Here is a 23207-nt window from a genome sequence, read left to right as displayed (position 1 = left end):
GGAGAAAGAGAATGAAGGAATACAAACTGCAAGGATTATCCTGTGCAAATTGCGCAGCAGAGATGGAAGAGGAGATTAGAAAGCTCGATCATGGGGAAAAGTCTGAGCTTCAATTCTCATCCAGCAAGTTAAAAGTTCAAGATGGAGTCGATATGGAGAAAGTACGCCGGATACTGAAATCTGACGGCGCTTCTCTCGTCGATGATGAAGGAGCCCACGATCACAGCCATGGTCCGAACATGAAGCAGCTCGTCATTATTTCCTCGCTCATCTTCGGTGCGACCTTTTTATTAGAAGGGGTGGTCGGCCCATTCGTCATGATCGGCATGTATTTGGCTGCGATTGCGATCAGTGGTTATCAGACGTTCTGGAAAGGCTTGAAAAATTTATTCCGATTGAAGTTTAATATCGATACGCTGATGACGATTGCTCTTGTCGGGGCTGTGGCCATCGGAGAGTGGAAAGAAGCCACCCTTGTCGCCATACTGTTTGGTTTGAACGAATATTTGGAAGGTCTCGGAATGGAAAAGGCACGGAGTTCAATGGAGCAATTGTTGAAGGTCGCACCTAAACAGGCGACAAGACTTCTCTCTGATGGTAGGGAAGAAGTTGTAGGAATTGAAGACTTACAAGAGGGAGACCTTGTCCTCGTCAAGGCAGGTGAGAAAATACCATCAGACGGTGTGGTTGTGGCTGGTTACAGCTCTGTCAATGAATCAGCCATCACAGGAGAATCACTGCCCGTAGACAAAAAGCCTGGTGAAAAGCTGTTTGGTGGAAGTATCAATAATGAAGGATTGTTAAAAATAGAAATCGCGAAAGCCTACAACGACTCATCCCTCGCTAAAATTCTTCAATTGGTGGAAGAAGCGCAGGAGAGAAAAACACCAACAGAGCTTTTCATCAACCGATTTGCTAAATATTACACGCCGCTGATTATGGTCATTTCCGGCTTTGTGATGGTCATTCCACCTTTACTTCTCTCTGCTTCTTGGGGAGAGTCATTTTATCAAGGACTGGCGGTCCTTATAGTCGGTTGTCCTTGTGCCCTGATCTTGTCTTCGCCGATTGCAATTTTATCAGGAATCACCAAAAATGCCAGGAACGGCATTCTTGTTAAAGGCGGTGCTTTTCTTGAACAGCTTGGCAAAATCGAAAGCATTGCTTTTGATAAGACAGGTACACTTACAAAAGGAGAGCCAAAGGTCCACGAAGTGAATGCTTATGAGGAAGAGAGATTCTTCTCTGTGGCTTATGCCGTTGAAAGAAATTCCTCTCACCCGATTGCGAAGGCAATTCTTGAGGAGAAGCGCGTTCAAAAAGCAGCTTCAGTGGAGCCTTCTTCTGTGGATACGATTCCCGGGAAAGGCGTTAGAGCGGTCATTGATGAAAAGACGTACTATGTGGGAAGCGAACAGACGCTGACGCATTTAACGGTCTCAGAAAAGGTGAAAGCAGACATTAACAAGCTCAAGGAAGATGGGTTCACCCTTGTGATTGTTTCTGATGAAAAAGAAGTGCTTGGGATGTTCGGAGTAGCGGATGAAGTACGTGAAGAAAGTCGGACACTAATGAAACGTCTTCATTCCTTAGGAGTCAAGCACACCATCATGTTGACCGGTGACCATGAAAAAACGGCTGGAAAGGTGGCTGCAGAGATTGGTGTCACTGATGTCCATGCGCAGCTTTTGCCGGATCAGAAAGTAGAAAAAGTCGAGGAATTAAAAAGACATTCCAAACTCGCCATGATTGGAGACGGGATTAATGATGCGCCTGCTCTTGCGATGGCTGATTTAGGAATTGCGATGGGGAAAGGTACGGACAGTGCAATTGAAACCGCCGATATTGTTCTTATGCAGGACCACCTCGGTAAGTTGCCGAATGCTTTCAGGGTCGCAAAACGTGTGAATGCTGTCGTGAAATGGAACATTGGAATTGCCCTTGGGTTGAAGGTGATCGCTCTTCTTCTCACGATTCCAGGATGGCTTACCTTATGGTTCGCCATATTGGCTGACATGGGGGCAACGATTCTCGTCACACTCATCAGCCTGACCATCCTCCTCATGAAAGATAAATGATTGGATATTGATATTTTTCCACACCAGGTCATCCAAATAATGGGTAACCTGGTGTGGTTTTATTTGGAAGAAATCTAGGCTTAGTGGACCCTTTTTGTTTTAAGGGTGTCTTTTGCGTTTGCGAAGAGGTAGATTAAGGGAAACGTACCTCATGGTCGTACGGTAAATAGTGGCTTTGTTTCCGTCAAAACCACCTGTCTGTAATACATACTTTTGCTAAGAAAAGACGACGATAAACCATATATAAAGAGTGAGGATAATGGCTATGAAGATACAATTCGAACATATAAAAAAACTTCATATCAAACATATTTACGGCCCCCTTCAACAAGAGGTCAGAACTCTTGCTTTTCATTCCAAAAGAGTCGAACCAGAAGCCGCTTTTTTTTGTTTGAAAGGGGATAACTTTGATGGGCATGAATATATCGAAGAAGCCATTGGACTGGGAGCTGCCACAATTATCGGCAGTGATGAAAAGGTGCTGGACGAGCTTTCAAAGATCTATGACCGTACTACTTTCTTACTTGTAGACAATGTTCGTTCCGTCATGTCTGTTTTTTCGAAGGATTTCTTCGGCTTTGCAGATGAAGAACTCAAAACCATCGGGGTCACCGGAACGAACGGCAAGACGACTGTTACGGCTTATGTACGATCTTTGTTGACTTTGCTCGGTCTTCCTACAGGTTCGATCGGAACGACAGGGATATGGTCTTCAAAAAGGAAGTTGGAATATAAGAAGAGTACGCCGACAACGCCTGAGTCTATGGATCTGCACAGGATTTTTCGTGACTTAAGAAATTTGGATGATCACGCCGCAGTCATGGAGGTTTCTTCCATTGCTCTCGATCAATGCAGAGTGGAGGGCATTCAATATGATGTAGCTGTTCATACGAATTTTTCTGAAGAGCACTTGGAATACCACCGGACGATCGATCACTACAGGGAATGTAAAATGCGTTTGTTCAACCAGGCGGATCACCGTGTTGTGAATATTGATGATGAAGGCATGGCTCCTGAGCTGTTAGCGATGGGGAATGAGGGTCTTCTCACATATAGTATTGAAGGTCATCCGCAGGCTGATTTGTCAGCAGCCAACATTGAAGTGATGGAAAAGGGATCTTTGTTCGATCTTACCTATGAGGGTGATACGAAAAAAGTCTACGTTCCCGTCTATGGAACCTACAATGTTGCGAACGTACTGGCTGCAATCGCTACGGCCTTCCATCTGAATTACTCTTGGAAAGAAGTATTGGATGTGCTTCCAAACTTGGAAGGGCCTGAAGGAAGATTTCAGGTCATCGAAACGCCTCTGAACCAAAAAGTAATTTTAGATTACGCGCATACTCCCGTAGCCTTGAACAGGCTGCTGGAGGAGGTTAAGAAGCTTGATTATAGACGTTTAATCGTTATGATTGCAGGCATTGGCATTCGGGATTTCAATAAAATGCCGAAGATGGCGAAAGCGATTGAAGGAAAAGCGGATGAAGTGATTGTCACGGTGGATCACCCGGGTTATCATGATCCTCAAGCCGTGGTTGATCAGGTGTTGACTGGGTTTAGTGATCCAAGCGCTTCAAATATTCACCCAACATTGACCAGGGAAGAAGGCGTTCGTAAAGCCATGCAGTTGGGAGAAGAAGGAGATATTATTCTTTTGACGAGTGGCTGCATCAACAATTCGCAAATCGTCAAAGGAGAAGAGATTCCTCATTCGGATGAAAAAATTATAGAGAGCTTTTTTCCATCGGTCGCTCAATAAAAAATCCAGTCTCGGTCACAGAGACTGGATTTTTCCTGTTAATCAAACGTTTGTTCAACGAGTTGTTTATACTCATCAAAATAACCCGGGACCTCTTCAGATTTCAGTCCGTTTGTCATTCCTTCGACGATGGATTGGTTGTACCATTTTTGTGCATGGGCACCTGCGTTAAAGTTATTCCAGACTTCGTTGCCATAGGTTTCTATGTCTTTTTGCAGAGAGCGTAAGTTATCCAGCTTGTCAGCTACAATCAACGCTTTCAATTCAAACGAACCTTCCCTGACTGTCTCGATTGTATGCTGTTTTCGTTCTTTCCATGACTTGCTTTTATCTTCAGTATGAGCGGCGACGAGATTTTTGATGTCCAAACCGAATTCACGTTCAATATCCTTTAAAGTGTAGGAAGTATCTTCAACCACATCATGGAGGTATCCGGCACTAATCACTTCTTCACGAAAGCCTGCATGTTCCAAAAGAGCCGCAACCCGGATGGGATGGACCACATAGTCTTCCGAAGAGTTTTTACGCTTTTGCCCCTCATGGGCTTTAGCTGCGAATGCTTTCGCTTTTTCAATCATCGACGACCCGCCCCTTCTTTTTTGTTCATCATAACAAATAAAGGGGCAGAATGATTGCAAAAAGTGATAAAGCTTGATTAAATAAGAATGGATATTATATAATTAATAGGTTTAATCAACAGGTTGAAGGGGATGCTTTGCAAATGGAAATGATTGAAGTACAAGGACAACCGCCTCACAACTCAGAGCCCGTCGTATTGATCATCGGGAAGATGGATGGTGTGCATTTAGGGCATCAGTCTCTATTGCAGGAAGCAGAAAGGCTGGCGACAGAGGAAGATAAAATCGCTGTGTACGGTTTTTCTGATCACCCGAAATGGGTCCTGAGAGGCGATGAATCATTCAAATATTCATTATCAACGATTGAAGACCGTCAAACCCGCTTGGAGCAGTTCGGTGTCGATCGTTATTATCACGTCCATTTTACAAAAGAATACGCAAAGACATCTCCTGAAGAATTCGTGCTTCAGCACTTGAGCCGATTGAACGTCCGTCATGTGATCGTCGGGGAGGACTTCCGCTTCGGTAAAGGGAGAGGGTCGGACGCTGAAGGGCTGGCAGAACTGTGTCAGCAAATCGGTGCTGGTGTCTCAATCGTCCCAGGTGTCCAGCTTCATGACAGAAAAGTGAGCAGTACGGATATCCGCACGCATGTGACACAAGGACGAATGGAAGCTGCTCAGGCGATGCTTGGACGACCTTTTGAGATCACAGGAGTCGTGGAGAAAGGGGAGCAGCTTGGCAGACAATTAGGCTTTCCGACATTGAACGTCGGCGGGATTGATGAATATGTCAAAGTGAAACCAGGAGTCTACCTCGGCCTTGTCAAAAAAGTACAGGAAGCCCCTGAATACTATTACACGTTGATTAGTGCCGGTTATCGTCCAACGGTCAACGGTGATTCTTATAAAGTGGAAGCTTACCTTCTGGATTTTTCCGGCGACCTTTATGACCATAAAGTGACCGTCCAATTCTTACGCCACATGCGCGATGAGGAGAATTTCGACGGAATGGATGCATTGATCGAACAAATGCACCAGGATGAAAAAGACGCACGAGCGATTTTAGGCCTATAAATCATACTGACACCTTAGAAAGGAGGAAGCACCATGGGAATTGTCGTTGTTGAAGTTTGTGATGGGAACTTAATCAATGAAATGGATATCGAAAGTATCATTGAATCCGAATACCCGGAAGTGGCGGTACTCATTAGTGAATGCCTATCCTTCTGCGGCATGTGTGCCCTCCGTCCTTACGCGCTTGTTAACAACCAGCGGGTATTTGGAAAGACGCCCGAAGAAGCATTGCAGAAAATCCGTACGAAAATCGAAGAAGAATTAGCAATTTACGCTGAGTAAGGCAGGGGAAGACGATGGGTTTTTTGGATTCACTAATCAACAGCTTACGTTTGCCGAAAAAAGAAGCAATGTTCCACTTGAACCGGAAAGGCATCACCCATACAATCGGTTATTTGTTCGTATTGCTACTGCTCCTGTTTTTACCGGACATGGTTACATCGATTTTGTATTTGGAGACGAATCTGACAGAGGTATCACGGGGGATGTACATTACACAGTTTCTCGTTTTCTATCCTCTGCTGATTGTTTTTCTTATCCTTGTCGGAGTATCCATTCTTGCCGGTGGAAGCCTGCTGATGCGAAAAGCTCTTTCCCGGAAGCTTGCATACCAGCAGTTGTGGAAGTTGACTGCCTATGCTTGTACACTGCCTTTGATCTTAAGCGTATTATTAAAATATTTAACCGTTCCGAATGCCATCAGCGCCCTCATCTTTATGGTGATTTTCGTGTCTTACATGTATAAGATGATTACGGTTTATCCAAAAGTACCAGCGAAACCTTGAGTTCTTGCGGGTACTTTTTTCTATTTGTCTTTTTTATATGTTAGAATATTCATTATTTAATGAAAAAAGGTGGGGGTATGATGACGAGAGCGTTAGTTTTGCAATCAGATTTTGGAATCAGTGATGGAGCCGTAAGTGCCATGCATGGGGTGGCGCATTCTGTAGATCATCAATTGTCGATCTTCGATTTGACGCATGACATTCCACCATTCAATATTTGGGAAGGGTCTTACAGACTTTGGCAGACGATGGCTTACTGGACAGAAGGGACGGTATTCGTTTCTGTCGTCGATCCCGGTGTAGGATCGACGCGAAAGAGTATTGGTGTGAAAACAGGTTCCGGTCATTTTGTCATCACCCCGGATAATGGAACACTGACCCATATCGCCCGGACCGAAGGAATCGTTGAGGTTAGGGAAATCGATGAAAAAGTGAACCGCCTGCCAAGGTCCGGAGAGTCCTACACATTTCATGGCAGAGATGTTTACGCCTATACCGGAGCACGTCTGGCGGCCGGAGTCATCACCTTTGAAGAAGTCGGACCTGCCCTTAAGCCACATTCCATTGAGCGGATTTCCGTCAAAGATCCTGATATTCAAGAATCTAAAGTCTCAGGCATCATTGATATCCTTGATATCCGCTTCGGCAACCTTTGGACAAACATTCCGAGGGACTTTTTCAAGCAAATGGGAGTCCATTATGGAGACACCCTGAATGTGTCTATTTTGCATAATGGAGATGAAGTTTATCATAATTCCATGACCTTCGGACGCTCGTTTGCAGATACTCATAAAGGCGAGCCGCTCGTCTATGTGAACAGCCTTGATAACTTAGCGGTGGCGATCAACCAAGGCTCATTTGCCAGGGCTTACAATATTCGTACAGGTTCGAATTGGACCATCCACTTTGAAAAATAACTTCCTGCTTCTGCGGGGAGTTTTTTCTTGTCCATGAGCAAAATGAAAGCTTGTGAGGACTCGCTATGCTACACTTACCCATGTAAAACCTTTACAAGAAAAGGAGAATGATCAATGAAGACAGTTACGCTACATAGCACCATTGAAATGCCTCAACTAGGCTTTGGTGTTTGGCAAGTCGAAGAAAAAGACGCGGTTCCAGCCGTTACAAAAGCGATTGAAACAGGCTACCGTTCGATTGATACAGCTGCGATTTATGGGAACGAAAAACAAGTCGGTGAAGCGATCCGCCAGAGTGGTGTAGCTCGTGACGAATTGTTCATTACGACAAAGGTCTGGAACACAGACCAAGGATATGAAAATACATTGAAGGCTTTTGAAACGAGCCTTGATAAACTTGGCTTAGACTATGTGGACCTTTATTTGATCCACTGGCCGACACCAGAATACGATGATTACGTGGAAACATACAAAGCACTTGAACAGCTGCAAAAAGATGGCAAAGTCAAAGCCATCGGCGTATGTAACTTTGATATCGACCACTTGCAGCGTCTACTTGACGAGTGTGAAGTGAAGCCGGCGGTCAACCAGGTGGAGTGCCACCCATTCCTGGCACAAAACGAACTGAAAGACTTCTGCCGCGACAATGGCATTCTGCTTGAAGCATGGAGCCCGTTGATGCAAGGTGGAGAAGTATTGAAAAACGATACAATCCAGTCCATCGCTGAAAAGCACGGCAAAACACCAGCACAAGTCATCATCCGCTGGCACCTGCAAAACGACACGGTCGTTATTCCGAAGTCTGTCACACCATCCCGCATCGAAGAAAACTTCGACGTGTTTGATTTTGACCTGACAGCTGACGAAATGGCTGCGATTAATAAGTTGGACCGTGGCGAGCGTAAAGGCCCGAAACCATCTGAAATGAACGTACGATAAGTAGAGGAAGACTGCCCTTAGATGGCAGTCTTTTTTTTTATGGACCAAGAAGTGAGGATGGATTTTAATAGAGGAGAAAGGAGCGGAATCATGATCATAAAACCCCGCGTCATCCCACCTGATATTAACCATTTAGGAATGCTGCTGAGCGAGTTACGCGCAGGAAGAGTGAGCCGCCAGCAACACTCCGCAAACCGACCCTTATGTTATTCCCACCAAATATGGGGAACATAAAGGTATCAATTTACTCGGTAAAGGAGCTTTTGTATGATCATCCGGTTTGGCTACGTATCGCATGCGCTCGACCTATGGGAAGCGACACCTGCGAAGACGATGACATTTGCACGTTATAAGAAGCTGGGGCATGAAGCAGCCATAAAGCAGCTTCACAAAATTGCGGAAATGAATTTGGAGCGCACTCGTCGAATCATCCATTACAACATTGCGAGGGAGATCCATCTGTACCGCTTTTCTTCATCCATCATTCCACTTGCGACTCATGATGAGGTGGAGTGGGATTACATCGAGCCTTTTCGCCATCTTTTCGAGGAAATCGGCGAACTGGTACGGGCGCACAATATGCGCACGAGTTTTCATCCGAACCAATTCACCCTTTTTACAAGTGACCGTCCCCATGTGACAGACAATGCTGTCCAGGATATGGAGTACCATTATGCGATGCTTAAAGCGATGGGGCTTCACAATGAATCTCATATCAACTTGCATGTGGGCGGAGCGTATGGGGATAAACAAGCAGCCGTTGCCCGTTTTCATGAAAATGTAAAGAAATTGCCGGCTCCAATTAAACAGCAGATGACACTCGAAAATGATGATAAAACGTATACGACAACGGAAACCCTTGATGTCTGTGAAAAAGAAGAGATCCCCATGATGTTCGACTATCATCATTACATGGCCAATCACACGGAAGATGAGCCGCTGTCTGAAATTCTGCCGCGCTTTTATAAAACGTGGGACAGGCTTGGTTTACCACCTAAGATTCATATTTCGTCGCCAAAATCGGAAAAGGCGTACAGGAGTCATGCTGATTTTGTGGATGCTGATTTCATTCGTCCTCTCTTAAAAGAATTGAAGGCTCTCAACACCCCCGTTGATTTTATGATTGAAGCGAAAGAAAAGGATCGTGCGCTTCTAAAGCTTGTCGAAGACTTCTCGAGCATCCGTGGTGTGAAGCGAGTAGGGGAAGCGACTTTGGACGTTTAGTTTTGCAAGCTCGCCTATGAATCAAGTATATTGTTGGTAGTGAAAGGGGTGGAATGATGGATAAACAGACCCTCTTATCAGAAGTTAATTTATTTGAAGAGTTAACTAAAGAAGAACTGATGGATGTCGATGCGATCAGTGAAATGAAAAAAGTAGGGAAGGGGGAAGTCATCCTTTCCCCTGAACACCCGGCTGAGCATTTATATATATTGAAAAAAGGTCAAATCCGATTATATCGGACAAATAAAGAAGGAAAACAGTTTACCCTCGACATTTTGAAAGACGGGAATCTCTTTGGCGAAGCTTCAACGCTGACCCTGACGGATTATGAAATGTACGCGGAGGCAATGACCGATACATATGTTTGTCTGATGGGCCGGGAAGAGTTTGAACGATTCATGGAAAAGTACCCGAAAATCACTCTTCGTCTCGTGCAGTTGCTTTCTTCAAAGTTGAACGATTTTTACAGGAGAAGTGAAAAAATTGCTTTAGGTGAGGTGCGCGAACGAATTTTATATTTGCTGCTCATGCTTAGTGAAAAAAGCGGCCGTCGTCATCAGGAGTGGCAGACCGTTGAGATGAAGTTGACTCATCAGGACATTGCGACGATGATTGGGGCGACAAGGGAAACGACAAGTGCGGAAATCAGTCGTTTAAAAAAGGAAGGCTATTTAAAAAAGGACCACGTATTATCCATCGATGCAGAAAAAACAAAAACCCACCTCGGCTTAGTGGTTACATAAGCCAAAATGGGTTTTATTTTAATATCCGTTTTGCTTCCATGAACCGCTGGATTCCTGTAAACAATTCAACGGCAAAGAACAAAAGCGTGGACCAGAAAAGGAAGGAAGGGAATAAGAGCATCACGCTAAATAGAACGAATCCTTCTGTTCGCTCTGCAAGCCCTGCTTGATAATAAAAGGATTTGATTCCTGCCTTTTCTGATACGGCTCCTACGACTAAAAAGATGGTCATAGAAACGATAATGGAAACGCTGAGAAGGAGAAGCGGCCATAAAACCTCTGGATGAACATAAGCGATAGCGATAATCATCCCGATTTCAACGATCCGGTCGAATGTAATATCCATCACGGTTCCGAAGGGGGAGGTTTTTGTGTTTCTGGCCATCGTCCCGTCCACGGCGTCCAGAAATCCGGAAAGCCATAAGAATACAACCGCCAAAATCGGAAAACCGAGCACATAAAGTGCACTTGTGGCAAGACCGACGAACAAGGCGAGCACTGTAATCTCGTTGGCTGTGCGCCCTTTTTGCAGAAAGTAAGAAGCGGTACGTTCAATGGACGGCTGAACGAATTTCCTTGCGTGTGTATCGAGCATAAAAAACACCTGCTTTAGCAAATAATAACAACGTCTTGTTACCACTTTACCCTATTTGATCTCCCTTTAGACGATAGCACACGCTCTATGGGAATAGAATTATCCTGCCTCTTATGTAAGACAGATTACAATGTTGAGCACAGAAGGTTTGTAACAAGTGAACAGGGTGTATAGTATCCCTGTAACGAACAACAAGGAGGAATCGGACATGTCAGAACATAAAGTATCCATTACGAGTAAGTCCCATGGGATGAAATCAGAGATCCAGGCTGGAAAACATTCATTAACGATTGATGAACCGAAGCAAATGGGGGGAACAGATGAAGGTGCTGATCCACTTGCAACGATGTTAGGTTCGCTCGCAGGCTGTGAAACGGTCGTTGCGAACATGGTGGCGAAGGAAATGAACTTTGATCTTCAAAGCATTTCGTTTGATATCAATGGAACTCTGGATATGCGAGGGTTGATGGGGACGGCAGATGTAAAGCCTTACTTTGACACGGTGAACATTAAAGCGGAAGTAGAAACATCAGAACCCCAAGAGCGTATCGAAGAGCTTCAAAAAACCGTTGACCAACGCTGTCCTGTTTTCACAACACTGAAAGCAGCAGGGGTTACCCTGAATGTAGATTGGCAAAAAGCTTAACAATTGGGAAGAGGCTCCTCTAGGGGCCTCTTTTTATACTGAAAATTTCCATGGAAACGATGGAAAGAATTAATAATGAATCTCTCAATCCGCTTATGTTACCTTATTAGGGAACCTGATAAGGAGGTAGATTTTAAATGTTCAAAAAATTGATGCTGACAGGAATAGCTACCGTTAGTTTGCTCGCTTTCTCCTTCCCTGTCGAAAGTTTTGCCCACGCTAACACTCACACCGTCCAAAAGGGCGATTCAATCTATAAAATAGCTATGAAACATGGTGTTTCTGCTAAACAGTTGCAAGCCATGAACAATAAATCGAATGCAGAGATTCACCCTGGGGAGCAGTTGCAGCTTCCAGTTACTCTTAGTGAATCTGAAAAAGATCTACTCGCCCGACTAGTAGAAGCAGAGGCCAAGGGTGAAATCTACGCTGGTAAAGTTGCGGTTGCCACGGTTGTTTTGAACCGTGTGGAAAGTGACCTTTTCCCAGATTCATTGAATGGCGTAATCTATGACGGCATTCAGTTCTCCCCTGTTCTTAACGGGACAATTAATCAGCCGGCAAGCGCTGAGTCAAAACGTGCGGTTAACGAAGCTGTGGCCTATCAAGGGTTCGACCGCGAGTCATTATTTTTCTATAACCCTGATAAAGCGCAAAGTGACTATCTGAGCAGCAAAGAAGTGACTACAGTCATCGGCGACCACGTTTTCTTAAGATAAACCGTCTAAACAAGCACCTTTTGAAGGTGCTTGTTTTTTTATGGATTTTTCTATGTGATGAAGTTGATCAATAAGTGAAATGGAAAAAAGGAAAAGGAGACTCCTGGACAGGAATCTCCTTTTTACGATTGATCGTTTTAACTGGCATCTTCTTCTTCATGAAACAATTGGACTTTTCTTTTCTTCGTCCGTTTTTTGTACACACGATTCACGTAGTCATCTGTTAGAGCTGCAATTTCCTTGTGCAGGAACAGTAATGGAATGATGTTTGTAAGCAGGACGAAAGCTAAAATCAAATCTAGGAACTGCCAGACGAATTGAAGTCCTCCAATTGCTCCTACAAATACAGCTATGATGTAGACGATCCGCATAATTTTGGCTGCGCGTAAACCGAATAGATACTCCGCTTGCTTTTCACCATAAAAGACCAGGACACCGATGGTCGTAATGACAAAAAAGAGTAAAAATACAGTGATGAAACTGCCTCCGAACGCATCACCGAATTCGGTACCAATGGCCACGTTGATCATGTTCGATGCATCACTACCACCGACTTCCTGCCATGCGCCGGTGACGAGGACGGTCAAACCAGACACGGTACAAATGACAATGGTATCAACGAATACGCTGAAGATTCCCCATAAAGCCTGTCGGGAAGGGTGATCCGTTTTGGCTGCGGCATGGGCAATCGATGCCGTTCCGAGACCTGCTTCATTTGAATACAGACCACGCGCAATTCCCCAGCGTAACGCTTGGGCAACGGCAGCACCGGCAAAACCACCAGTTGCGGAAATCGGTGTAAAAGCGTGGGTGAAGATCAATCCAAATACGTTGGGGATTTGATCAATGTTGGCAAATATAACGTATAAACACACAGAGAGGTAAATCAGAACCATGCCTGGCACCATCTTATCAGTGACCTTGGCAATCCTTTTAATGCCACCGAAAACGACGACAGCAATCGCTGCACACATGACGACCCCTGTAATTTCAACCGGCCACCCGAAGGCACCCTCTGTTTGAGTAGCGATGGAATTGGACTGGACCATTGTACTTGGAATTAACTCAATCATTAGGAAGAATGCGAAGGCGGTGGAGACCCACTTCCAACCCAAGGCCTTTTTTATGTAATATTGAGGACCGCCGACCCAAATGTTTTTCTCGTTGGTTTCCCTGTATTTCATTCCCAATAATATTTCACTATATTTTGTGGCCATTCCAATTAAAGCGACCAGCCACATCCAGAACAAAGCCCCTGGTCCACCTAAAGAAATCGCGACAGGCACACCGACGATATTCGTTGCACCAGCTGTAGAAGCTAAGGCTGAAGTGAAAGCCTGGAATGGGGTGATTGTCCCTTTCTTTTTCGTTTTCTTGAATATCTGTCCGATGGTTTGATGGAGAACATGTCCAAAAAAGCGAAATTGGAAAAACTTAATCCGAATGGTAAGGAAGATTCCACCCAGAATCAAGATGATCGCTAATGGATACGTCCATAAAAAGTCGGAAATCGTAGTAATCCCCTCTTTGATACTATTCCATAAATCTCCCAATGAAAGATCCCCTTTCGACAAACTGTAAGATACCCATATATTCCCTTTACATATAATGTTAAACGTATAAAATGAGCAAGGAAGATGAGCTTTGGGAGAAAAAGTCATACACTAGAGATAGATAGGAGGGATCAGGTGTTTATTAGTGAAGAAGAATTTGAAAGTCATTCCATGAGTAAGTTGATTAAAGGGGCAATCGTGCCACGTCCCATTGCCTGGGTATCGACAGTAAGTCAGGATGGCATACGTAATCTGGCTCCGTTCAGTTTTTTCACGGTAGCCTCTATGAATCCGATCACGCTTTGTTTTTCTGTCGGAAGTGTGGACAGAGATAAAGATACTTTGAAAAATATTAAGGAAACAAAGCAGTTTATTATTAATGTCGTTTCAGAATCTTTGGCTAATCAGATGCATGAGAGCAGTAAAAGATATGATCCTGATGTCGATGAGTTTGAGATGGCAGGGACAGATTTCGAAGATGGTGATTTCGTATCCGTTCCAAGAGTAAAACAATCACCCGTTCACATGGAATGTAAGCTCGATCAAGTGATCGAAATCGGTGAAGGAAATCTGGTGTTAGGGAGGCTGGTCGGCTACCACATCAAGGATGACGTTTATATAGAAACAGACAAAGTGGATCCACATAAGATGAAGCCTGTCGGACGAATGGCTGGAGATTACAGCTATATCCGGAACTTCTTCTCACTCCCCAACAACGACCTTCCCAAATAAAAGAAAAGCCGCAACCCTTTCCTAAAGGTTCTGCGGCTTTTTTACATTTACTGGTGTACCAGGTCATACATTATTTGGTAATTCACTCCACGCGGGGTTTAGTTGGATCGCAGGTTGGATATTCGCCATTTGTGGTTTCTGCTAATTTGTAAAGGTAGTAGCATTCTTCTCTTGCCATGTGGTCAGCCATAAGGGGGGAGAAAGTTCCGAGTATGACTTCATTCATTTCCATCTCCTCTATTTCCTCTAAAAATGTACGAAAGATCTTCATTTCCAGATCTACTTCATTGTTTAATCGTTTCAGAGCAGGAAAGGAGTGCTGGTTTGTTCTCAGATACCCTTTCATCTCCACTGCTTTTATGTAGAACTGATCGAAATGTTTTCGGAATGTATCACTTTTTTCTTTTAACCTTTGTTCCACAGCATCCAATTCATCATGGATGGCTCCTGCATGCCCAGAAGCATCCATCAACCAGAGCATGTGGTGGTGCAGCTCATGAAATAATGGAGGAACATCTCCTTTTCCTAAAAAACCAAGCACAAGCAAATACTCTTCTACTTCATTGACCATATGGTTGAGAAAGGTCGGGCTCAAATGGATCTTTACTTTTCCAAGTAGGGAACGTTCAATCAGGTTGAGTTTAAACTTGTGAAAGCTACGTGCTTTTTCCCCTACTTGCATGGAAAATCCGGCCATGTCCTCCACATTACCTTCACGCACCATGTTCAAAAGATCATCCCACTGTGTGACATAATCCCTCACTTGATTTAACGTTTCCTCTTCGGAAGCGTACAAAGAATCCCGAATGAAACGGGCGTGGTCACCAAGGATCTGCAACCAGAAGAGATGTTCAAAATTCGCTTGTTCTGTATAGTCTTTCACCTTCATCACCCTCTTTTTCTTAGGTCATCTCTTTCATCTTATTCACACTTTGTTTTCTTCATGAGAAGGGTCATGTTTACAAGGAAGAATTTGTGATTCTTTGGAAAAAATTAAAATAGGGACTTCTCAAATGGAAGATCCTCCTATATACTACTGTACTAGAAGTAATAATACAGTTAATACAGATAGAACACACCGTTGGAGGTGGCTGGATGTTTGAGTTGGACGTCAGGAGCCGAAAGCCGATTTACGAGCAGCTCGTGGAAAAGTTGAAGCAACTGATTATCAATGACGTTCTGAAGGAAGACGAAAAACTACCTTCTGTGAGGGAACTTGCCCAGCAGTTGACAATCAATCCGAATACGATTCAGAAAGCGTATCGGGAGTTAGAGTCGCAAGGGTATATCTACTCGTTGAAGGGGAAAGGGAGTTTCGTGCATCCTTCTGGAAAAGTCGATAACGAAGAGGAGTTGAAAAAAGTGAGAGAAGAGTTGAAGAAGCTGTTTGCGGAAGCGATTTATTTAGGGATGACATCAGAAGAGATCGCTGCTCTTCTCCAAGAAGTTGAAGGAGGTCAGCAGGATGATTGAGGTCAATACGGTCAGTAAATCGTTTGATCGAACCAGGGTTTTAAAAGACGTTTCCTTTCATGTGAAGAAAGGATCGATCTACGGCCTTCTTGGTTCCAATGGTGCAGGGAAAACAACATTAATGCGGATTTTGACAGGCATTCTTAAGCAGAACAATGGCCAGGTTCATGTTTTGGAGGATGGTGTGTTTGAGAACGAATCCGTCAAACAAAGGATGGTCTTCATCCCTGACAGTCTCTACTTTTTGCCACAGTACACGACGCGTCAAATGGCAGATTATCACCGGTCCATGTACGACAGTTGGAACGAAGAGCGATATGAGAAATTAAAAAATGTCTTTCAACTGGATGAAAAAAAGAAAATCAGTCAGTTCTCAAAGGGGATGCAGCGGCAAGTCGCCTTTTGGCTGGCCATGTCAGCGATGCCTGATGTTTTAATTCTCGATGAGCCATTCGATGGACTTGATGCTGTCATGAGGCAGAAAGTCCGGAACTTGATCATTCAGGATGTGGCGGAACGGGAGATGACCGTTTTAATATCTTCCCACAACTTAAGGGAAGTCGAAGATATCTGTGACCATGTCGGAATTCTACATAAAGGGGAAATCCTTCTTGAACGTGATTTGGATGATTTGAAAGCTGATGTTCACAAAATCCAGGTTGCTTTTAACGAAGATTCTTTTCAACCGGAAGAGTCGAACCTTGATATTCTTCATAAAGAAAAGCGAGGCAGTGTCTGGCTGCTGATTGTTCGAGGAAATGAAGCTGACATATCAGCTGGCATCAAAAAACACCGCCCCCTTGTTTATGACAGGCTTCCACTTACGCTTGAGGAGATCTTTATTTATGAAATGGGAGGTGTCGGGTATGCGTTCGAAAACATCCTCGTTTAACAAAGAGATCATCAAGCAGGATTTCCGAAATGTCGGATGGATCAGTATCGTCTACTTTTTAGGATTGTTTTTCGTTGTTCCTATGCAGTTATTCATGGAATTTGGTAGAGATGAACCGCGTATCACCGACGATCGTGGATTATTTGGCGGGATATTTGCATATGAGCTTCAATCCCTATTTTTAATTGTTATGCCGGTGCTGATGGCGGTGTTTTTATTCCGTTACCTGCATGTTAAAGGGGCTTCAGATTTTGCTCACAGCTTTCCTATGAAGAGAGGAAACCTGTTTCATCACCATATTCTCTCAGGCATTATTCTATTAATCTTGCCAATTTTACTAAACTATTTGGTTCTTGTTATTACGGCTGGAGTAACGGACGTAACAGATTACTATACGATCGGGAATGCAAGTTATTGGTTATGGCTGTTTACGACAATGAGTCTTCTTATTTTCGTAGCGGGCGTTTTTGTCGGCACTTTAACCGGGATATCCGCTGTACAAGGAGTTTTGACTTTCATTCTACTGTTTTTACCTGTGGGGTTATATGGGATGATCGCTTTTCACCTAACCGCTTATATTAAAGGGTACTCCGGTGACATGGTGTTAGATCGTTCCCTTCAGTATTTTTCACCCCTTGTGGACCTTTTAGAATACCGCAGCTATGGTCCGGAGGAGGTTAGTGTCCCTGTCGAAGCTATATCCCTATTCATTTATGGAGGCATTGCCATCCTCTTTTACGTCGCTTCCATATGGCTGTATAAGAAAAGGCCATTGGAAGCAGCCGGACGTGCATTAGCTGTACGCGCTTTGGATCCAGTTTTCAAACTCGGAGTCACGTTCTGCTTCGCTTTATTCGGTGGCATGTATTTCAGTGTTGCGCAAAATACGTATAGCTGGATGATTACAGGCTATTTCATTGGTGGTACATTCGGTTATGCCGCGGCCTCCATGCTGCTTCAAAAAACCTGGAGAGTATTCTCCTTGCAAAATTTAAAAGGTTGGCTGGTTTATGGTGCGGCTGCTGGTGTATTAATTGCTGCCATTCCACTTCTTTGGCAGAATTATGAATCCTACGTTCCCGAACAAGATGAAGTAGAAAAAGTCTATATCAGTGGTGGTTACTGGAATTACCAGGAGCTTATTGATCATGAACTTGATGTGCCTTACATCACATCAGAAGAAGGAGTACAATCGGCACTAAACCTACATGATCAGCTTATTGAGGTAAGTGATCCATTGAAGGATGGAGAAGATTCTTTCTTTTTTGTATATGAGTTGAAGGATGGCAGTGAAGTCTATCGTCAATATCAATTAAGTGAAGAGCACGTACGAGAAGAGAAAAAAGCCGTTTATGAAACGAAAGAATACAAGAGTATTAAATATCCTGTCCTAGGTCTTAACTCTACTGACATCGATCAGTTGTTGATTCACCCGAACGCAGGTCCAGGAGGAGAAGAGTTGTATGACCCTGAAGAAATATCAGCTTTTATGGAAGCACTGAAGCAGGACATTAACGAACTGTCTTATGACCAGATGGTGGCGCCAAGAGGTCTATCTTCAGGAGTATCCTTTGTTGTTGATGGCGAACGTGATAATCCATACCATGCTCAACTCTTCCCCACATATGAACATACCATCGAGTGGATGAAGCAAGAAGGGATCTATGAACAAATGATGATTCAACCAGAAGACATACAACGAGTTGAAGTTTACGAGTGGCCTGATAATCGCGATTATGTTCATGATTATGTTCATTACGTGTTTGATCGTTTGAAAGAAGATGGTGTAGAACCCCTGGAGGTCACTGAAAAGGATCAGGTTGAAGCCCTACTGCAAGGGAGAGAAAATCAAGAAGATGGAAAGTATATCGCCGCTTTCTACTTTGATGAACGCAACGAAAATCATTACAATCTATTAAGCTTCGATGAAGGTGACGCCCCGAACTTTATAAAGGAACACTTCGAATAAAGGGAGAGATGGAGGAAGATGGACTTTTGTAAGATGTATGAACAGTATTATCATCGTGTCTATTACACAGCCTTAAAAGTAACAAAGAACCCTTGCTCAGCCGAAGATATCCTTCAGGAAACCTTTATAAAAGCTTATGATAAACTCGATGAAATCCGTGAAGAAGGGAAGGTGGGGGCTTGGCTCTCCACCATCGCTCACCGGAAAGCGATCGATCTTCTACGTAAAGAAAAGAGGTCCGTTCTTTTGCCGATAGAAGAGATGCCGATGCCTCAACCTTTATATGAGAACGCTGATTCAGATGTTGAACACATTTGTGAGTGCCGTCATCTAGAAGAAGATATCAAGAAGCGGATCAGCACATTATCTCCTAAGCTTCGGGCTGTGTTTCAACTGAGTTACGATAAGCAACTGCAGGAAAAGGAAATCGCCCAAACGCTTCATATTACACAAGCGGCCGTCAAATCACGCCTTCACCGAGCGAGGCAGGCCATGAAGGGGGAGCTGGGAGAAGGAAGGCATCATTATTCTACAGCGTAATGAAAAAGCAGAACCTTAAATCGGAGGTTCTGCTTTTTTTGACGATGAATGTTATATTTTTTTGTATGAAGAAAGAGAAAGAAGGAGGTGGATGATTTGAAGAATACGTATTTTCGGTATTGGATCCTTTTATTATTCCTGTTGATAGGGTGTCAGAGTAACCAACAGTCCCTGCCTTTACCTGAGAGGGAGGGGGACATTCACTTTCAGGCGTTTGTGGAGGAGGTTCCGACAGAGGGAGATGCAGATCCAGAGTATCAACGCATGTATGAGCTTGTTGCAAAAATGCAAGCGAATGAAGCGATCGACCTTACACAGGTAGATATTCAAGTGAAAAAAGAAACATCCATACAAGCACATGGAAAAGAAATTACAAATTTCCCGACTTACTTTATATTGGACCAAGAAGGGATTGTGTTGGAAACGACGAACTTGGATGAAGTAGCCGATTATATAGATCGTGCAGGCGCACCAGAATAAATAAAAAGGAGGGAGATCGTGACCATTCTATCTTTTCTGGCTATATTAGGGGTAGGGATTGGAGCAGGCTTCATTAACGTCATCGCAGGCGGGGGGTCTCTTTTAACGCTGCCCATCCTCATTTTTTTCGGTCTGCCTTCCGCTGTGGCGAATGGTACCAACCGAATTGCACTGATGGCGCAGAACATTGTCGCCATTATCTCTTATCGTAAAGATGGCTATTTTGATGGGAAGTTCAGTCTGCTATTAGCGATACCAGCTCTCATCGGTTCAATCGTTGGTGCACAAATTGCGGTGAATATCCCGGATGATCTGTTTAATCGTATCCTATCGATCGTGATGATTGTTGTTTTAGTGATCATGATATGGAAACCTCACAAAAACCTTTCCGCGGCAAGTGGCAAGGACTCCCGGTTGAAGAAGATTGGGCTTGCTTTTATCTTCTTCATTATAGGTATCTATGGAGGGTTCATCCAAGCCGGGGTGGGATTTGTGATTATAGCAGCGCTGACTTTGGTGACAGGTTTATCTCTCGTGAAGATTAACAGCATCAAAGTTTTTGTCGTTGCTGTATATACATTGTCTGCCTTGGTGGTTTTCGTCGTCAATGATCAAATCCATTGGGGCTACGGGGTGACCCTGGCGGTTGGGACAAGTATCGGAGCATTTTTAGGTAGTAAATTTGCGGTGAAGCACGGAGACAAATGGATTCAAAGGTTCCTGATCGTTGCCGTCATTGCTATGGCAATCAAGCTTTTCTTCTTTACATAAAACGGCCCGCTCAAAGCTTCTATAATAAGAGGGATTCCCACTCCATTTAGCGAATAGGTAAGGATCACTGTTAGGGAGTGGAGGATTGTGCTTAGTAAAGTAGGACAAATTATGTTGTATGTGAACGACCAGGATGAAGCCGTTAATTTTTGGACAGAGAAATTAGGGTTTGTGGTGATTTCTGAAGAAAATAATGGGGAGGGGATGAGATGGATTGAGGTTGCTCCCAAGGAGGGGGTAGAAACAACCATTGTTCTTCACAATAAAGAAATGGTTGCAGAAATGTCTCCAGACCTTAATCTTGATCCACCTTCCTTAATGTTTTTTACGGATCGTTTTGAACAGCTTCACCATGATTTGATCAATCAAAAAGTGACCGTAGGAGAAATTGTTCCTATGCCAACGGGCAGGGTATTTAACTTTGCGGACAATGAAGATCAGTATTTTGCTGTCATGGAAAAAAAGTAAGAAGGACTTTTCAATTGAATCACCGAAGAATTGAAAAAAGACCAGAGTTTTCTGGTCTTTTTTTATTATAAAGCAGGTGTTGGTGTTGGTTCAGCGTAGCCATTTTCATAGGTAGAGTCGATCTTTTCCCGGATTTCTTTTATTGATTTACCATCCTGATAATCAATGATTGATTGCGCGGCAATCTCCATACAAACCCCGCACTTTGTGCCGTGGTCATCCCAGACGATGCTGCCATCTTCATTGGTTTTGTTTACAAAGCAGTCATAGTTGTCCCGGTGACCTACACTCTCCCCGCATCCGCAATAGCAAGGGATGTTCTCAAGCAAATCTTTGCTTTGGGCGGCTGCCATATAGATGTCGTGCATTTCCTGTGGTTTTTCATCCATGAATGATGGGAGGGTTGTCACAGAGGCTGTCTCTTCTCTAATGTCACCGTTCACGTGTTCGATATGTGCTTCCTCTTCGGATTCCGACGAACATCCGGAAAGCGCGGTACCGATCAAAAGCGTAAGGATCAGGAATACTGTTTTTTTCATAAAAAGGCACCCTCTTCATATTGATAGTTTCATCATAAAGAGGGTGGCATGAAGTTTCAATGCTTTTCTATAAAGTTCGTTGATCAGTCACATTTATTTTCCGAATGAAGATAGGAATTTCACGCGGTCGCCCATAGGAGGTACATTATCATCAACGAGAGCTACTTCTAAGACAGCTGGGCCTTTGACGTTTAGAATCGCTGATAAGTTCTCGTCATTGAGATCTTCCATGGATTCAACACGTGCGTTTGGCACTCCCAGTGAGGCGGCCATCTGGGAGATGTTGACTTCTTCCTGTCCAAAGCGCTCGTGGGCGCGTTTGTATTGAAGCGTATGTCCATGATGGACCATGCCGAGTCTTGAGTTGTTCATGACGATAAATAAAACAGGGATGTCGTATTCTTTCGCTGTCAGAAGTTCCATGCCGTGCATGAAGAAACAGCCATCTCCCGTAATACTTACAGTTGGACGTTCCGGGTCTGCAAGTTTTGCTCCAATGGCACTTCCGATTCCACTTCCCATCGCTCCAAAATGAACGTTGATATCAAAGGAATCATTGCTTTTAACTCCCATATAGTGAACGACGTAAGCCATAAATTCACCGATGTCGATTGTGAAACGAGTATTCTCGGGAAGCTTTTCCTGTAAGGACCATAAGACGTTCTGGGAGTTAAACTCTTCGGTAACATCTGGAACTGCAGGAGCCATAGCGGGAAGGGGTGCCCGTTTAACGCCCAACCCGTTCAAGGCTGTGATTAAGGAGGAGACGGTGACATCGATGTCTCCATGAAGCGGCTGGTCAACAGGATATTTTCTGTTGAAGACGGTCGCGTCATAATCGACTTGAATCAGTGTGCGGTGCTTCGTAATATTTGGGTTCCAATTGTTCGTGGCTGTTTCCCCAAGACTTGAGCCGAGCACCAGCACCGTTTCTTCATGTCCATGATTGATCAGATCGGAGGCCTCTTCATGTCCGGCAAAGCCGAAGATTCCCCTCTTCAAAGGGTGATGGTCTGGAATAAGCCCTTTGGCTTGAGGACTTGTGACAATCGGCCAGTTTAAGGTTTCGGCCAGTTCAAGAACGTCATCCACGGCTCCGCGAATCCCTTGCCCCACGAAGAGAAAACCACTTTCACTTGATGCGAGCGTTTTGGCTGTCTCCATGACCACCTCATCCGTTGGAAGCAATGGGGTCCGTTGTGGGAACGCAGGGATGGCTGGTTCCAGAATATCTGTCAGTTGCACATCAATCGGCATGGCGATGTGGACAGGGCCCGGGACGCCTGTCATAGCGATCTCCACGGCCTTATGAATCTCAGGAAGCAGGTCTTCTGCACGGTCGACCCTTTGGCTGTATTTGGTGACCGATTGATAGAGTGGGTCGGCGTGTAACTCTTGAGACGCATTTAAACCGACAGTGTCAACAGGTACCGCGCCTGTCAGAAATAGTACAGGGAGGTGTTCACGCATGGCATTCGCTGCTCCAGTCACAAGGTTTGTTCCTCCTGGGCCGCTGCTCCCGATACAAACACTGAGGGAGTTTGTATATTTTGCATAAGCAGCTGCCATATATGACGCGGCTCCTTCATGCTTGGTAACGATTGGCGTAATGGAAGGAGTATCATAAAGTTCATCAAAAAAAGCATTCACAGATCCTGCCGGTATTCCGAAAATATAAGATACCTCACCAGAAACAAAGTAATCCAACACAGCGCGAACAGATTTCATAGA

25 protein-coding genes are annotated in these 23207 nt (G+C 44.2%); 19 read left to right on the top strand and 6 right to left on the bottom strand.

Features of this window, described 5'->3' with window-relative positions:
- Positions 1-11: 11 nt before the first annotated feature.
- Together K2225_RS19010 and K2225_RS19005 are read left to right on the top strand one after the other, a co-directional pair.
- Complete coding sequence (locus tag K2225_RS19010) at positions 12-2078, top strand: heavy metal translocating P-type ATPase (RefSeq protein ID WP_220586190.1); 2067 nt, start codon at positions 12-14, stop codon at positions 2076-2078.
- Between the two features lie 265 nt (positions 2079-2343).
- The gene (locus K2225_RS19005; protein WP_220586224.1) at positions 2344-3837 is read left to right on the top strand and encodes a UDP-N-acetylmuramoyl-L-alanyl-D-glutamate--2,6-diaminopimelate ligase; all 1494 of its coding nucleotides are present in this window, start codon (positions 2344-2346) and stop codon (positions 3835-3837) included.
- A gap of 38 nt (positions 3838-3875) precedes the next feature.
- Here K2225_RS19005 and K2225_RS19000 read toward each other — a convergent pair whose 3' ends face one another.
- On the bottom strand, positions 3876-4415 hold the full coding sequence (locus K2225_RS19000) for an HD domain-containing protein (RefSeq protein ID WP_220586189.1): 540 nt from the start codon (positions 4413-4415) through the stop codon (positions 3876-3878).
- A 143-nt stretch (positions 4416-4558) separates the two neighbouring features.
- Here K2225_RS19000 and K2225_RS18995 point away from each other — a divergent pair, with 143 nt between their 5' ends.
- The 7 genes from K2225_RS18995 (at position 4559) to K2225_RS18965 (ending at position 10099) form a co-directional block, all read left to right on the top strand.
- Complete coding sequence (locus tag K2225_RS18995; RefSeq protein WP_220586188.1) at positions 4559-5491, top strand: bifunctional riboflavin kinase/FAD synthetase; 933 nt, start codon at positions 4559-4561, stop codon at positions 5489-5491.
- A 33-nt stretch (positions 5492-5524) separates the two neighbouring features.
- On the top strand, positions 5525-5773 hold the full coding sequence (locus K2225_RS18990) for a YuzB family protein (RefSeq protein ID WP_146818124.1): 249 nt from the start codon (positions 5525-5527) through the stop codon (positions 5771-5773).
- Positions 5774-5787: 14 nt separating this feature from the next.
- Positions 5788-6276, top strand: coding sequence for a DUF1189 family protein (locus K2225_RS18985; protein ID WP_220586187.1), 489 nt, complete (start codon positions 5788-5790; stop codon positions 6274-6276).
- Between the two features lie 77 nt (positions 6277-6353).
- Positions 6354-7193, top strand: coding sequence for an SAM hydrolase/SAM-dependent halogenase family protein (locus tag K2225_RS18980; RefSeq protein WP_220586186.1), 840 nt, complete (start codon positions 6354-6356; stop codon positions 7191-7193).
- A 114-nt stretch (positions 7194-7307) separates the two neighbouring features.
- On the top strand, positions 7308-8132 hold the full coding sequence (locus K2225_RS18975; RefSeq protein WP_220586185.1) for an aldo/keto reductase: 825 nt from the start codon (positions 7308-7310) through the stop codon (positions 8130-8132).
- 267 nt (positions 8133-8399) lie between these two features.
- A complete protein-coding gene (gene uvsE / locus K2225_RS18970) occupies positions 8400-9356 on the top strand; it encodes a UV DNA damage repair endonuclease UvsE (protein ID WP_220586184.1) in 957 nt (318 codons plus the stop codon).
- 56 nt (positions 9357-9412) lie between these two features.
- Entirely contained in the window at positions 9413-10099 is a 687-nt protein-coding gene (locus K2225_RS18965) for a Crp/Fnr family transcriptional regulator (RefSeq protein ID WP_220586183.1), read from the top strand.
- Between the two features lie 13 nt (positions 10100-10112).
- Here the strand turns inward: K2225_RS18965 and K2225_RS18960 are convergent, their stop codons facing one another.
- Entirely contained in the window at positions 10113-10694 is a 582-nt protein-coding gene (locus K2225_RS18960; RefSeq protein ID WP_220586182.1) for a CDP-alcohol phosphatidyltransferase family protein, read from the bottom strand.
- 208 nt (positions 10695-10902) lie between these two features.
- Between K2225_RS18960 and K2225_RS18955 the strand changes: the two genes are divergently transcribed.
- A complete protein-coding gene (locus K2225_RS18955; protein WP_220586181.1) occupies positions 10903-11340 on the top strand; it encodes an OsmC family protein in 438 nt (145 codons plus the stop codon).
- A 137-nt stretch (positions 11341-11477) separates the two neighbouring features.
- Positions 11478-12059: a cell wall hydrolase gene (locus tag K2225_RS18950; RefSeq protein WP_220586180.1), complete on the top strand. Its 582-nt coding sequence runs from the start codon at positions 11478-11480 to the stop codon at positions 12057-12059.
- A gap of 137 nt (positions 12060-12196) precedes the next feature.
- On the opposite strand, the gene K2225_RS18945 is transcribed toward K2225_RS18950, so the two are convergent.
- Positions 12197-13612: an alanine/glycine:cation symporter family protein gene (locus K2225_RS18945; protein ID WP_220586179.1), complete on the bottom strand. Its 1416-nt coding sequence runs from the start codon at positions 13610-13612 to the stop codon at positions 12197-12199.
- A 135-nt stretch (positions 13613-13747) separates the two neighbouring features.
- On the opposite strand from K2225_RS18945, the gene K2225_RS18940 reads away from it, so the two are divergent.
- A complete protein-coding gene (locus K2225_RS18940; protein ID WP_220586178.1) occupies positions 13748-14344 on the top strand; it encodes a flavin reductase family protein in 597 nt (198 codons plus the stop codon).
- A gap of 82 nt (positions 14345-14426) precedes the next feature.
- Here the strand turns inward: K2225_RS18940 and K2225_RS18935 are convergent, their stop codons facing one another.
- On the bottom strand, positions 14427-15227 hold the full coding sequence (locus K2225_RS18935) for a DUF2935 domain-containing protein (protein ID WP_220586177.1): 801 nt from the start codon (positions 15225-15227) through the stop codon (positions 14427-14429).
- A 212-nt stretch (positions 15228-15439) separates the two neighbouring features.
- Here K2225_RS18935 and K2225_RS18930 point away from each other — a divergent pair, with 212 nt between their 5' ends.
- The 7 genes from K2225_RS18930 to K2225_RS18900 all read left to right on the top strand — a co-directional run bounded on the left by K2225_RS18930 (position 15440) and on the right by K2225_RS18900 (position 20937).
- A complete protein-coding gene (locus K2225_RS18930) occupies positions 15440-15817 on the top strand; it encodes a GntR family transcriptional regulator (protein ID WP_220586176.1) in 378 nt (125 codons plus the stop codon).
- Complete coding sequence (locus K2225_RS18925; protein WP_220586175.1) at positions 15810-16709, top strand: ABC transporter ATP-binding protein; 900 nt, start codon at positions 15810-15812, stop codon at positions 16707-16709. The genes K2225_RS18930 and K2225_RS18925 overlap by 8 nt, the downstream gene beginning before the upstream one ends.
- Positions 16684-18678 (top strand): DUF6449 domain-containing protein, encoded by a 1995-nt coding sequence (locus K2225_RS18920; protein ID WP_220586174.1) that lies wholly within the window; start codon positions 16684-16686, stop codon positions 18676-18678. The genes K2225_RS18925 and K2225_RS18920 overlap by 26 nt, the downstream gene beginning before the upstream one ends.
- Before the next feature lie 18 nt (positions 18679-18696).
- Positions 18697-19218 (top strand): RNA polymerase sigma factor, encoded by a 522-nt coding sequence (locus tag K2225_RS18915; protein ID WP_220586173.1) that lies wholly within the window; start codon positions 18697-18699, stop codon positions 19216-19218.
- Positions 19219-19314: 96 nt separating this feature from the next.
- On the top strand, positions 19315-19698 hold the full coding sequence (locus K2225_RS18910; protein WP_220586172.1) for a hypothetical protein: 384 nt from the start codon (positions 19315-19317) through the stop codon (positions 19696-19698).
- Positions 19699-19716: 18 nt separating this feature from the next.
- Positions 19717-20469, top strand: a complete 753-nt coding sequence (locus tag K2225_RS18905; protein ID WP_220586171.1) for a sulfite exporter TauE/SafE family protein — start codon at positions 19717-19719, stop codon at positions 20467-20469.
- Positions 20470-20556: 87 nt separating this feature from the next.
- Positions 20557-20937, top strand: coding sequence for a VOC family protein (locus tag K2225_RS18900; RefSeq protein WP_220586170.1), 381 nt, complete (start codon positions 20557-20559; stop codon positions 20935-20937).
- A gap of 65 nt (positions 20938-21002) precedes the next feature.
- Here K2225_RS18900 and K2225_RS18895 read toward each other — a convergent pair whose 3' ends face one another.
- Together K2225_RS18895 and K2225_RS18890 are read right to left on the bottom strand one after the other, a co-directional pair.
- The gene (locus tag K2225_RS18895) at positions 21003-21476 is read right to left on the bottom strand and encodes a PCYCGC domain-containing protein (RefSeq protein WP_220586169.1); all 474 of its coding nucleotides are present in this window, start codon (positions 21474-21476) and stop codon (positions 21003-21005) included.
- 93 nt (positions 21477-21569) lie between these two features.
- Entirely contained in the window at positions 21570-23204 is a 1635-nt protein-coding gene (locus K2225_RS18890; protein WP_220586168.1) for a thiamine pyrophosphate-binding protein, read from the bottom strand.
- Positions 23205-23207 lie beyond the last annotated feature (3 nt).

The sequence above is a fragment of the Halobacillus sp. Nhm2S1 genome (assembly GCF_019599545.1).
GTDB lineage: Bacteria > Bacillota > Bacilli > Bacillales > Halobacillaceae > Halobacillus.
Note: the sequence above shows the minus strand (reverse complement) of the source record. Positions and strands in the feature narration are given on the sequence as shown.